General features: G+C 66.4%; 3 protein-coding genes and 4 pseudogenes. 3 read left to right on the top strand and 4 right to left on the bottom strand.

The window, feature by feature from the left end:
- Window positions 1–1,836: 1,836 nt before the first annotated feature.
- Both HCJ92_RS24775 and HCJ92_RS08590 read left to right on the top strand, forming a co-directional pair.
- Window positions 1,837–1,956 (top strand): annotated as a pseudogene (locus HCJ92_RS24775) (IS5/IS1182 family transposase); the annotation flags it as partial.
- A 907-nt stretch (window positions 1,957–2,863) separates the two neighbouring features.
- Window positions 2,864–3,653, top strand: a pseudogene (locus HCJ92_RS08590) (IS5 family transposase).
- Between the two features lie 72 nt (window positions 3,654–3,725).
- Here HCJ92_RS08590 and HCJ92_RS08595 read toward each other — a convergent pair.
- Window positions 3,726–3,983 (bottom strand): annotated as a pseudogene (locus HCJ92_RS08595) (polymorphic toxin-type HINT domain-containing protein); the annotation flags it as partial.
- A gap of 106 nt (window positions 3,984–4,089) precedes the next feature.
- Here HCJ92_RS08595 and HCJ92_RS25905 point away from each other — a divergent pair.
- Window positions 4,090–4,323, top strand: a pseudogene (locus HCJ92_RS25905) (site-specific integrase); the annotation flags it as partial.
- A 145-nt stretch (window positions 4,324–4,468) separates the two neighbouring features.
- Here HCJ92_RS25905 and HCJ92_RS08605 read toward each other — a convergent pair.
- The 3 genes from HCJ92_RS08605 to HCJ92_RS08615 form a co-directional block, all read right to left on the bottom strand.
- Complete coding sequence (locus HCJ92_RS08605) at window positions 4,469–4,819, bottom strand: DUF7674 family protein (protein WP_167932868.1); 351 nt, start codon at window positions 4,817–4,819, stop codon at window positions 4,469–4,471.
- A 727-nt stretch (window positions 4,820–5,546) separates the two neighbouring features.
- Window positions 5,547–6,029: an SUKH-4 family immunity protein gene (locus HCJ92_RS08610; protein WP_167932869.1), complete on the bottom strand. Its 483-nt coding sequence runs from the start codon at window positions 6,027–6,029 to the stop codon at window positions 5,547–5,549.
- 57 nt (window positions 6,030–6,086) lie between these two features.
- Window positions 6,087–13,379, bottom strand: coding sequence for a ricin-type beta-trefoil lectin domain protein (locus HCJ92_RS08615; protein WP_245240709.1), 7,293 nt, complete (start codon window positions 13,377–13,379; stop codon window positions 6,087–6,089).
- Window positions 13,380–13,414 lie beyond the last annotated feature (35 nt).

The raw sequence follows: 13,414 nt of genomic DNA on the forward strand, positions 1-13,414 counted from the left end.
CCCCCCCCCCCCCCCCCCCCCCCTCTGGCCCGGACGCGGGAGCCGTCACGAAGCCGATGCAGCCTACGCGCGGGTGGCCTTACGCCTCATCCGGCTGCTCTTCGGTAATGCGGCGAGCCGCGTAATCTACAACTTCACTCCACGCGGCCAAATCCTCGAACTCGAATTCTCCCAGGAGAGCCTGCCTGATTTCGCCGACCGGGCGCCCCTTATGTGCCTCGCGGACCCTCCCGAAAGCGCATTCAAATTTACGTAAATGCTTTTGAATGCGAGGCAATATTCTTGTCGTACTCTGCGGGATCGACCACGTGAACTTCACCACCTATCGCTTTCAGAGCCACACGGTACTCATAGGTCTCTGCGATGGCCCTGCCGCTGATGCGACAGGGCTCCTAGGCCGAATGCCAGCCACTAAGGGCAGGTCAGGCTTTCTGAGAGCGATCCGGCAGTCGAGATCCTCGCGGGTGCTGGCTCCTGGGGCCTGAGACCCATACAGGTGAGCGCGACATGACGCCGCCACGCCGCAGGTTCATGTAACTCAGCGTGGCAGCTGAGACAGCATACGCGCGAGGCTGTCCGAGAACTCAGACATGTGCGATTCGGCGCTATATCTCACGGTGCAGGCGGCAGAGACCAGCTCCAGCGGCGAACAATCACAGCTCGAAAGCATCCTCGCACACATCCCTAGAGGGACTACGAAATCTGCTTGCGCACCATCCGATAGCGAATCGAGCATGGCGTCTTCCCCTGCGAGAACCAACTCCACGATCGAACTCAACACTCCCACCACCCTTGGAGCATCTACTTCATGGGCGAGCTCAATCATGTCTTCGTACTCGGCAAACCCGAATCGATTGACCTGGAGGTGCTCTCTGGCCAAATCAACCACCTTCGAAACTGATTCCCTGATGCCGCAGCCTGGGCTGACAGACCAACGCACATGGACTGGCAGGCGTGCCGTGCGCGCCACCGGGCGGCGAATTCAATGCCCGCACCTTTACCCCACTTTGAACGATCCCCCCTCGGATCCCGGCCGCTCCCTCGGCCGCCCTCGGCCGCCTCCGCCTGGATAAGGCACATCGTTTCAGCACATCCCGCATGGTAGCGACCCCCTCCGCACCAAAACCCTCACGACCAGGGCCAGGACGACCCACCGGATCGAAGAACAAGCACCGCGCCAGACGTCACAACGTCGAAAAGACAGCCAAACGCGCTAAAACGATCAAAACTACCAAACCCGCTCAGGGTAAACGCCAAGCTCAGTTTCGACCAATGAGCCGCCTCCAGCGTCGAAATGACTCACCCTCAAACAGCCCCAGGCGCGCAGCACCTACGAACGATCACCGTGCAGCTGGGCAATTGCATCCGCAGCGATCTCCGCTGAAACGTGATCGACTCCTACCGTCGCAGTTCCGTTCAGCCGTGCGGACATGTAATCAGAGACGGCAGAGACTGCCTCTACAGAAGCCACAGGGACAAGCCACCTGAGCCACTCGCAGACCATGCGCATTCGAAACTCTCTAAGAGTTGCCACGCGCCCCAAAGGATCAAATTCCGAAGCCAGCTTGATGAGCTTGAACGACGCAGCAAGCCGACCATGCGGCTGACCATAAGACGAAAGAATCAGTCCAAGTTCATCAGATTTACCGAGATGGACATATCTGCTACTACGCACAAGGGCAACGGATAGCCGTCTACGCTTGTCAGGGCTCGCTCTTCACTTCCAGAATCAATTACTACGTCGACACGGGAAGCAGCGCCGGGGTCATCGACAGCAACTCGGATTCGATGTACGCCAGCGCTCCCAATATGCTGCACGAAACGTGACATCCCGAGCTCTTCGGCTACCGACGGCTCACCGTCCGATACGAGCGAAAGGGCTCCCACTTCCTCGCCTTCCTCGGCCTGGCCGCCACGCTGACCTGCTACAAGAAACTCACGAAACTCACCACGTGAGACAACTTCTAAATCACTTCATCGAGCTCCCTATTCCATGAACAGCCACACAGATCGCCCACCCGACAGCCTGAACATTCTCGCTGTAGAAGCCGTACCTGTTGTGAAACGCCTCTTCCGACGCACGATTCAAGAAGGCGAAAGCCAGGGCCCCATACAACGCCCGAAGGTCGGAGTGACTCAGCGCAACCTCAACGTTCGAGCGCGTACTGAAGTCCACTTCTCGCTCCCTAAGTTCGAGAAGTCCCTCCGACGCATCACCCGCCACGACAGCCACTACTTCCGAAGAGTGACTGCCGCCATAGAGATCCACAAGCACCCTTCTGACCAGTTCGAATTGGGCCGGAGTGAAGCTGAGTACGTAACTTTCACCCGAACGCCTGAGGCGGACCCTCCCATACATACGGCCTCACCTCAGCTTATTGAAGATGCTATTGAACTCGTTCTACGACTGATGATAAGCGTGAACCATGTGGGAATTTTGAACGACCGTCACACCTCTACCCCATGAGTCCACTCTACTCTCATCGCGTCTGGTAGTTGTTCCTGGCTTCCTTCGGTCGACATGAGTCATGCCCAAGCCGCGCTGACGAGCCAAGTACCTAGCCAATTCGTCCGTGTTGCAGCCAATTCCACTGATGGTGTGATCCGCCGCATCGCTGGCCGAGTTGCAAGTCGGGCACATGCGCTGAACGTTGTAGTCAACGCCATCGGCAATCTCAGGCCCATGGCGATCCTGAAGTGCTGCGTGGGCATCGTCGTCGATCCCTCCGCAGTTGTGAACGAGGACCGGCGCAGCCCCAGCCAGCACATAGAGCTCGTAACACGATCTTGCTGAATCGTCCTGGTGGGCCGTTACCGGTGTGGTGATTCGGCCGTTCGTGAGGGTGTGGGTACCCGACCGTGGATCGTGGACGATGAGTTGTGGGCTCTGGTCGAGCCGTTGCTGCCGCCGTGGCCGGAGCGGTCTCCGGGGCCGAGGCCGGTGTCGGACCGGCTCTGCCTCCAGGGCATCCTGTTCGTTCTGTACACGACATAGCCTGGCAACTGCTGCCGCTGGAGCTGGGTTTCGGTTCGGGGCAGACGTGCTGGCGACGGCTGGAGCGGTGGCAGGAGGCAGGAGTCTTCGACCAGTTGCATCGGGTCCTGCTCTCCGAGCTGAACGCGGCCGGCGAACTCGACTGGTCGCGTGCGTGTGTGGACGGTTCCCACGTCCGCGCGAAAAAGGGGGCGCCGACACCGGTCCGTCGCCGGTCGACCGGCGGAAGACGGGCAGCAAGCACCACCTGATCTGCGACGGACGCGGTACCCCGCTCAAGGTCATCACGACCGCGGCCAACGTCAACGACGTCACCCAGACCCTCGCCTTGGTCGACGGCATTCCACCCGTCGCAGGCCGCCCCGGCCGGCCCCGCCGACGACCGGAGGCTCTGCTCGGCGACAAAGGCTACGACTCCAACCCCAACCGCGACGCGCTGCGTCGCCGACGGATCCTGCCGGTCATCTCCCGCAAGGGATCACCGAATATCAAGGGCATCGGCAAGATCCGCTACGTCGTGGAGCAGACCTTCGCCCTGCTCCACCACTTCAAACGCCTCGCTGTGCGCTGGGAACGCCGCACCGAACTCCACGACGCCTTCGTCTCCTTCGCCTGCAGCCTCATCTGCTACCGACGCCTCAAGAAGACCCGACCATGATCGTGTTGCGAGCTCATAGTACGTGTGGAGGTTGTTGACGGTGAGGTTGTGGACGGTTGCGGTGGTGGTGTGGTGGGTGAGTGCGGTGATCTGGACGTGGGTGCCGGCGCTGGTGCGGAGCCACTGGCCGGGTTGGAGCTCCTCGGCGTCGGTCCATGCGTCGAGTTCGGGTACCCAGAAGGGATGTCCACCGGTGGCGGTGATGACTTCCCGCTCACCGTCGTCGGTCTCGACCGTGACGTCGACCAGCAGCTTCTCGCCGTTGCCGAGGATCTCGGCGGTCACGGTCTCGCCTCGGGTCTCGCCCGTCTCGGGATCGGTCGCCAGCACGCGGTCACCGACCTGGACGTCCTCGATCGGTTTCGAGGAGCCGTCCGCCGAGCTGGTGCACGGAGGTCCGCCACTCGAGCTGCCACCGCCGCCAGATCGCGTCCCTCACGACCTCGGGCACTCGACCGCGACCCTACTGCTGGAGCGGGGAGTTGAACTCGTCGTCATCAAGGAACTCCTCGGCCACGCCCACATCGGCGTCAACGCCACCGCCTACGTCCGGCTCCGCCTTCAGCGCGACGCCATCGACACCCTCAGCGCCGAACTCGACAGCTCGGAGAGCACCGAGGCAGCTCGCTCCGACGGCGACGAACCGCCACCCTGCGCCGCCGTCGTCCGCTACGTTGCCGTCAACTACTTCTGTCACCCAACGCAGAAGCCCCACCCGGACGCATCTGGCGAGGCTTCATTCTGCTTAGCACATCTGACTCGAACACGATGAGATTTCCATGAAACAGGCCCCTGCGAGACGGTACACGCAGATCTTAACGCTCCATAAGCATCTTCAGGAGATTACCCGTCAGGCATTCGCAAATACGGTACCCGTCCTCGCTAAGATACGGGAGGTTTTCAATGAAAGAAAACCTGATCAATTCCTTGACCTCATCATCACCCTGCACATACGCACGCTCGATGAACTTGATCAAACGAAGCACAGTAATCTCCTCGACCGAACCCTGGCCAGCCTCGCTGAACAAACCCACCGCCCACCGCACGACGTCCGCCAGTAGAACATGGGAAAGGCGCTCTTCATAGAATTCCACATGCCGAGCATGCAAGTCCTCGAGCTGCGGAAAGCCCTGAAGGAGGCCATGAAAGAACTGATTCTCATTCATCCCCATTAATTCCCTGCGAGAGCCGACTTAAGGCCGGCAAGCAGGCTTCTCGCCACGATCAAGTCGTGCGGGTCGCCATTTCTACTGTTCTTTCTTATCCGCCCATTCAGCCCCCTAGCGTACTGGTTCCCCTTGGCTACATTGGTTACGGTTATGCACGAGTTGACCCGAGCTGAGCTCCTCGAGAATTTCCGACATCGTCGCACCGTCTCCAGTTCGGGCCGAATTGATTGTCCCCTTATAGAGATCGTTTACCAAGTTCTGAAGATTGGAATCAGAGACGCTTGGCTTTGGCAGGATTCCGCAGTTGCTGTTATGAACGAGGACCGGAGTCTCGCCCGCCAGCACATGGTACGTGTGCGTGCTGAGGTGCTGTCAGGTGCATTTTCACAGGTCAGCGGAGTTCGGCCAGTCTGTGGAGTTGCGAGAAGTGCCCTGCTGTGTACCCCTGTTGCCGTCGGCGGCGCCGTCAGACGGCTGCGCGCGTGAGGGCGGCGGAGTGGGCTTTGGTCGGGGTCCTGACCGGGTTGGGGTCGGGAATGGTCAGGGGGCCGTACGCTGGCCCCGGCGACGATCCTCCACTGCGTGCAGCCACCGTCCACTGACGTTGCCGTCAACTACTGCCGTTACCCCCACGCGGAAGCCCCGTCGAGACACACCTGACGGGGCCTCGAGTTTGCCACGCCGTAGCTTACTTCGCGAGAGGATCAGCACCTCAAACCAAGTGTCACTCTTCACTGTAGTCACCGATAGCCACGTCGCCGAGGATTGTATACCAATACCCCGGGTCCTCATCGAAGACGGTGGCGTCGATCGCAAGAAGCGCCTCTTTCAGAGTGTTCGCCATGACCTCTCTGTCCTCAAGTTCAGATTCGCTTTCCCCATACGGGTAACGAGACGTAAACTCTTCGAGACATGCAAGGAATTTCTCTGGCGATTCACTCACGTGCCAGACACTGGCATCCGCCAGGTTGATACAGACAACCTCTCCCGTGTCAACATCTACGCAGAACTCTTCATCGTCTCCACTCTCGCCAACCCGGATGAATTCTCGCTCACTACCATACGCCTCGACTTGCCGAGCTATGGGCTCCGCAAATCCGAACAGTAGGTTGTCGGCCGGAAGCCCGACATCACCCAAGAACCGCCGAGCCGGGTCGTTGCGCAGGCCCTTCAGCGACTGTATGGCGTACGTGAGTTTCGGTGACATATACAGATCCAGGTTCAATTGCAACCAAAGCGGCGGACACTGACGACTTCGCGCAGGCTACCAGTTCCCAGAGAGGGCGCCAGCAAACGCTCCACGCACAGCCGCTAGCTGGCTCTTGCGGGAGACCGCACCCTCCGCGGAAGTGGTCCAGTTCCAAGACCATGTAGTTCTGATTCCCGCAACTGCTGGAGCGCACGAATTCCGGCAGGGCTGCAACTCCGAATAGATCTCGGAGATGTCATCTTTCCCGATCGCTCGAATCAGCTTCTGCTCAGCGTGATTACCTCGCCCTTTGGAGGAGAAGGCAACCATGACCTGCTCCGCACCTGACGAATCCGCGTAGCGGGCCGCAGCGAAGTTGTTGGCCTTGTTTCCAAGCTTCAGGCGCTCCTGAATTACCGCCTGACTGAGATCCGTGCTCCCGTATTCGACCTGGCAGTTGTGAACCAGGACCGGCGTCACTCCGGCCAGCACATAGTACGTGTGGAGGTTGTTGACGGTGAGGTTGTGGACGGTTGCGGTGGTGGTGTGATGGGTGAGTGCGGTGATCTGGACGTGGGTGCCGGCGCTGGTGCGGAGCCACTGGCCGGGTTGGAGCTCCTCGGCGTCGGTCCATGCGTCGAGTTCGGGTACCCAGAAGGGATGTCCACCGGTGGCGCTGATGACTTCCCGCTCACCGTCGTCGGTCTCGACCGTGACGTCGACCAGCAGCTTCTCGCCGTTGCCGAGGATCTCGGCGGTCACGGTCTCGGCTCGGGTCTCGCCCGTCTCGGGATCGGTCGCCAGCACGCGGTCACCGACCTGGATGTCCTCGATCGGTTTCGAGGAGCCGTCCGCCATCAGAACGCGAGTGCCGGGAACGAAGCTGTTGGGGTTGGTGGGGCAGTCCCCGCCACTTCCGGCTGACTGCACCTTGCCTGCGCCGCCGTTGCCGGAGTTACCACCGCCGCCCGCGCGTGAGCCGGCGCCGGTGCTGCCGGCGGGGCGGCTGGCCGATGCCTTGCTGGTGCCACCCGAACTGCCGCCTCGGCTCGCGCCTCCGCCCCCGCCGCCGCTAATGCGGGGTGGTGGTGCGGTGGTGGCTTTCGGGTTGGATCGGCCGGCGGCCTTCTTCTGGACCGGGTTGCCGGTCTTCTTCTTGGCCGTCGTCGCCTTGTTGCTGACCGTGTTCTTCTTCGCGGCGGCCTTCGCCCGCTTCAACTGAGCCGCGGCGCGGGCGCGCGCCGCGTTCAGCTGCTTCACCCGCAGCGCCCGCGACTCGGCGAGCCTGGCGCGGCTGAGGATCGCCCCCGCGCCGGCCTTGGCCTTCCGCCAGGCGCTGATCGCCGAGACGCTTCGATTGATGGCCCGTGCCACGGACGCGACCTTGAACAGCTTTGTCCACGGGATCGCGTTGAGGATGACCGCGCCGCAGCCCCACAGGTCGCCGTTGAAGCAGCGGACGGCGTCGTTGATGCCGATGAACTCCTTCAGCACCGACCAGGCCGCGCCCATGATCACGGACTGCAGGCTCTTGTTCTGTGCGGCCCGCGCACCAGCCACCTGCGACGCGGTCAGCCCGGCGGCGGCGAGCGCCGCCGTGCGCTCCGCGCCGGTCAGGCTGATGGCCAGACCGGTCGGGTCGGCGTGGGTGACGGGGTTGTTGTGGGCGTAGGCGTAGCCGTTGGCCTGCAGCGGGTCGGCGATGTCGAGCACCGGGTCCAGGGAGAGGAACCGTCCGATCGCCGGGTCGTAGGTGCGCGCGCCGAGCTGGACGTAGCCGGTGGCGTCGTCGCGTGTCGCGCCGAGGAACCCCAGGTGGGTGCGGAGGTTGGGCGAGGTGGTGGAGGCGGCGCGGACGCCGCCGAACGGATCCTGTTTCCGTACCCGGACCTGCATGCCCGCCTGCATCGCCGTCTCGGTGTACGGCGTGCCCTGGTGGTCGCTGGTCAGGGCGACGAGTCGGGAGGCTCCGGTGCCGTCCGCGTAGCGCATGACGGCGCCGCCGGGGCCGGCGTAGGTGCGCTGGGTGCTGACCAGGGTGCCGCCGCGCAGCACCGTCACCTCGGCCTCGCCGAGGTTCAGCACGGCTTGGCGGTCCTGGAGGGTCAGGACGCGCCCGCCGTCGGGGCCGTAGACGTACCGCACCTCGCCCTGCGGGTACCACTGCTGGGCGGTGGCGGCGGCGTCGCAGGCGGCGAGGACGACGGGGGTGCTGTTGGCGGTCTGGCCGCCGGAGACGGCCGCGCAGAGCCCGCTGTCGTGGTGGACGAGCTGTCCGCCGGCGGTGCGCTGCCACAGCTGGTCGGCGGTGTCGTCGCAGGGCTGGACCTCGACGGCCGCGCCGCGGGTGCCGGCGGCGGGGTGGAGGCAGTGGTCGACGACGGTGAGGGTGCCGAGGTCGGCGTCGCTCTGGCCGGGCGCCGGGGTGAAGGTGAACTTCTGGGCGGCGGTGGCGTTGCAGCCGTACAGCTGGACGGCCTGGCCGGGTTCCGGTATCGCGGACCGCAGGTCGAGGCACTTGTCGCCCGGCCCGAGGTAGGGGACGGCGCCGCTGCTGCCCGGTCCGGAGACGCGGTCGATGTCGCCTTCGGGGGTCCAGGACAGGGTCTGGGTGTCGCCGCCGTCGGAGACGGTGGTGGTGTTGCCCGCGGCGTCGTAGGTGCGTTGGGAGACGGCCTTGATCAGCGCGCCCTGCGCGGTCCGGAAGTTGGACTCGACGGAGGTGAGGGCGCGGCCGGTGGCGCCGCCCTCGCCGTAGCGATAGCTGGTGACGGCGTCGCCGGCGGTGTCGCCGTCGAGGTCGTGGCGGGTGAGTTCGGTGCGGTTGCCGAGGGTGTCGTAGCGGTAGGAGTGCCAGTAGCCGGAGAGGTCGCGGCCCTTGGCGACGTTGCTGGTGCCGTCGGGGTAGTGGGGCGCGGCGCCGCTCTGACCGGGTGCGGTGCAGGAGGTCTGCTCGCCTGAGGTCCAGGCTTCGGTGAGCTGGCCCAGCGGGTCGTAGGTGAAGCACTGGCGTTCGGTGAGGTTGCCGGCGTGTTCGCGGATGGCGGTGACGTTGCCGGCGGGGTCGTAGCGGTAGGAGCGGTGGGAGGCGAGGAAGCCGGGGACGAGGCCGGCGTCGTCGCGCTGTTCGCGGTAGGTGCGCTGTTCGCGCAGTTCGCCGGTGGCCTCGTCGTAGTCGGCGGTGGCCCACACCCGGTAGGGGTGGGCGCCCAGTGCGGAGCGCAGCACGTGGCCGTAGGGCGAGTAGATGGTCTCGCTGGCGTACCAGTCGGAGCCGGAGACGGTCAGCGGCAGCCCGTCGGCGGTGTAGCGGACGAGGAGCTTCTCCGCCTTGAGGCCGCCGATGGCGGGGAGTTGGGTGGAGCGCAGCAGTCCGGTGTCGGTGTACTCGTAGCCGTAGGTGTAGCTCTCGGCGAGCCCCCAGTGGCGGGCGATCTCGGCGGGGAGGGTGAGGGTGGAGGAGGTCGGCTGGTAGTCGGGGGTGTAGCCGCCGACGGACATGCCGTAGGGCAGGCCGTCGGTGTAGCGCGTGGCGGTGGCGGGGAGGCCGATGCCGCCGGGTGCGGTGTCGTAGGTGTAGGTGCCGAGGAGTTCGCCGGTGGAGCTGTCGCGGCGGGTGCCGAGCGGCCGTGACAGGCGGTCGTAGCCGGTCCACAGGGTGACGCCGCGGGCGTCGGTGCTGGTGACGGGCCGGTCGAGGTGGTCGTAGGTGTAGCGGGCGGTGCCGGCGTCGGGGTCGGTGGCGGCGGTGAGCCGGCCGCGCTGGTCGTAGCTCCAGCTCCAGGCGTTGCCCTCGGTGTCGGTGGCGCGGGTCAGCGCCCCGGTCTCGTCGTACTCGTACCGGCTGCTGACGTACTCGGTGCGGGCGGTGTCGGTGAAGGTGTCGACCCGGACGGTGCGGCCGAGGGCGTCGTCGTAGACGCGGTAGGAGGCGGCGCCGTCGGGGTTGATGACGGTGGCGTGGTCGGGGCCGTAGCTGTAGCGGACGGCCTTGGCGGGGTCCTCCTCACCGTTGAGGACGGGCATCTCGGTGAGGACCCGGCCGACGGAGTCGTAGGTGTAGCGGGTGGCGTTGGGGACGACGGTGTCGGGGGTGAAGAGGGTGGTGGAGGGAGTCCCTTCGGCGTGGTACGCGTTGCGGGACTCGCGGATCTCGCCGGAGGGGTTGGTGAGGGTGTCGGTGATCAGGCGCCCGCCGCCGACGGCGTGTTCCTGGGTCTGGCGTTCGCGTCCGAGGCCGTCGTAGAGGGTGGTGCTGACGCGGACGGTGTCGTTGTGTCCGCGGTGGCGGGTGGTGACGGCCGGGGGTTTGCCGGCGGTGATGTGGTAGGTGACGCGGAGGTCGGGGACCGCCGCGGCGGAGGGGGTGCGGCCGACGCCCCAGGCCTCGACGAGGCGGCCGAGCGGGTCGTAGACGGAGCTGGAGGTGTGGCCGTTGGCGTCGGTGACCCTGATCCCGGCGGCGCGGCCGGGTTCGATCTGGGTGGTCTGCTTGTGGCCGAGGGTGTTGGTCTCGGTGAGGCGGTACGCCTGACCGGTGGCCGGGGTGTAGGTGAGGGTGCCGGTGTTGCCGTCGGGGTCGGTCATGGAGACCACGCGGCCGTGGTTGTCGAAGGCGCTGGTGCCGTCGTTCTGGAAGCCGGAGCCGTCGGCCTTCAGGGACCAGGACTGGCTGGCGAGCCCCTTGGTGGGGGCGGTGCCGTAGCCGTTGCCGTCGTAGCCGACGCGGGCGCCGTCGGTGAGGGTGGTGAGGTCGGCGAAGTCGGCGTCCGCGCAGGTCGTCGGGGAGGTCAGGGCCTGGCGGGTGAGGCCGATGACGTGGGCCGACGCGACGTGGTGGTATTCGAGCCGGGTGCAGGACTCGTCGCCGGTGCGGCCGGTGTCGCCGAGGGACTCCACGCGGGTGGGCAGGCCGTGGGTCGTCTCGTAGGTGGTGTTGGTGCGCAGGGTGCGCAGGGTCCGCTTGTCGTCGCCGGTTCCGGAGGAGCGGGTCCAGCTCGTCTCGGTGGGTTCGGTGACGCGCCAGGCGCGCAGCGGGGTGAGGCCGTCGCCGCGGTCGCGCTGCGCGAGGCGGGTCGCCTCGGGGACGGTGACGCTGCGGGTCAGCCAGCGGCCGGCGGGGGCGTCGTGCGCGTCGTAGCTGAGTTCCTCGGCGATGCGGCCCGCGAACGCCTCGCGGTCGGGGGCGATCGCGTTGCCCTCGACGTCGCGGACGGTGACGTCGTCGCCGCGGCCCTGGAAGTAGCGGGTGACGGCCTTGCTGCGGCGGGCTCCGGTCAGTTCGTCCTCGACGCCGGAGTAGACGGTGGTGAGGTCGAAGCCGCCGAAGTCGGAGTAGGTGCGGCGGGTCTTCTTGCTGAACTCCTGCTGGGTGAGGCGCCAGGCGGGGGTGCCGTACTCGTACTCGGTCAGCACCGGGTACGAGCCGTCGACGGCGGGGAGTTCCTCGACCGCGGTGACGACGTACTTGTGGAACCAGTCCAGGTCGTCGGACTCGGGGTCGGGGTGCCAGTGGACCGGGTAGCACAGCTGCGTGTTGGCCTGGGGTGTCGGCAGGTTCTCCCCGGCGGCGCACGGCCCGGTGGGGGTGGAGTAGGTGACGACGCTCTCGCCGCCGTACTCGTTGATGACGCGGCCGACGCGCAGCCGGTCGAACCCGGGCCGGGGGTCGCGTGGGCCGCGCACCACGCGGTTGGGCATGGCGTCGACGTTGGGCTCGAACCGGACGGGCGCGAGGGAGGTGCTGGTGGTGCCGTTGACGGCGAAGCCGGTGCGGGTGATCGACTCCAGCCACAGCGCTGTGTTGGCGCCGGTGCGCAGCAGCGGGAACGACTGGGTGAACCGGTAGCGGTCGACGTTCTGCCGCGCGGTGGTGCCCTCCTGCCGCTGGGCGGAGGTGGTGACGGTGGCGAGGCGCTTGCGGCTGAAGAACGCGGGCGACCCGTTCCAGCAGGTGGTGTTGGGCTTGCAGTAGAGGCTGGCCGGGGTGTCGTACCAGATGCGGTAGCGGCCCGGGTCGCCGGAGGTGAAGGCGTCGTCGGTGCAGGTGGCGGAGCCCTCGGCGAAGCAGCGTTCGGCGACGGTGAAGGTGACGCGGGCGAGGGCGTCGGAGGAGTACACGCTGTCGGCGCGCTGGCCGTAGTCGATGTGCCGGAGGTGGCCGCCGCGGTGGTAGGCGACCGGCTTCCGGTAGTCGAGGTTCTTGGCGTAGTGGTTGGTCTCGCGGGCCCACCACAGGGACATGGCGTTGCCGTGGACGTCCTCGACGTAGTCGAGGGACCAGCGCCAAGCCTGGTCGCAGAACGATCCGGCGAAGTCGCCCGCCTTGTAGCAGGGTTCGCCGGGGTGGTTGCCGGCGACGGGGACGGTCAGCACGGACTGGGTCTCGGGGCGCCCGGAGGTCCAGCCGGGCAGGCGGTTGCGGCCGAACCAGTAGCGGGTGCCGTCGGTGGTGGTGACGCGCCAGTACTCGCCGTCGGCGTCGCCGTTGCCGAGGGCGGTGTCCTTGAGGAGTTCGACCTTGGAGTTGTCGCCGCCGGAGGTGGTCCAGACGCCGGTGGCGTCGTCGCGGACGAGCTCGGTGGTGGTGCCGCCGAGGCTGAGGGTGGCGTTGTGGGAGCCCCAGCAGAGGTCGCCGGTCTTGCGGGAGGAGTTGTTGGCGCCGGACTTCTCGGCGTCCTGGGTGCAGGAGACGTAGGTGCGGGTGACGGAGCCGGCGTTGTAGTCCCAACCGTCGCCGATCCAGGACGACTGGTTGTTGGAGGCGCTGGTGCGGCCGTCGACGGACTGCGAGGAGTAGCCGAAGCCGACCGAGGGGGTGAGGCCGCCGGGCGCCTCGGGGAGTTCCAGGGGGTAGGTGTAGGTGAACGCGCCGGAGGAGGAGCCCGCGGCCCAGGAGCCGGCGGAGAGCAGCGGTGTGGCGTTGAAGTCACCCCCGGCGGAGGAGCCGGTGTCGAGGACGCCGACGACGCGCGGCGCCGCCGCGGCGGTGGACTGGGCGGGGAGCGCGGCGTGGACGGCGCCGGAGGCGGTGGAGGGCGCCGCGGTGCTGGCGTCACTGCTTGCGTCGCTGCCGGTGTCGCCGTTGTCGGGGCGGGCCGACGGGGTTGCTTCGGGGAGCAGTTCGCCGACGGGGACGGTGCCGGAGAGGTGGTAGGCGCGTGGCGGGATGCCGAGCTCGGCGGGGGTCTTCCGTGCCTTGAGCCCCGGCACGGTGGCGAGGGCACGCGTCACCTGGGTACGGACGAGGGCGCCGGCGGTGCGGCGGAAGTCGGCGACGACGGCGCGGGTGCCGCGGGGCGCGGCGGGTGCGGCGACGCGGAGTGCGCCGGTGGCGACGGCCGTGGTGTCGTCCGCGCTGCTCGCCAGGTGCGCCGGGGTGGCGTCCCCCTCGGCGCTGTCGG

It is taken from the genome of Streptomyces spiramenti, assembly GCF_012034385.1.
Classification (GTDB): Bacteria; Actinomycetota; Actinomycetes; order Streptomycetales; family Streptomycetaceae; genus Streptomyces; species Streptomyces spiramenti.

Coding starts and splice junctions, on each gene's coding strand:
- HCJ92_RS08605 (WP_167932868.1), bottom strand. CDS start 4,819: ATGAATGAGAATCAGTTCTTTCATGGCCTCCTTCAGGGCTTTCCGCAG.
- HCJ92_RS08610 (WP_167932869.1), bottom strand. CDS start 6,029: ATGTCACCGAAACTCACGTACGCCATACAGTCGCTGAAGGGCCTGCGC.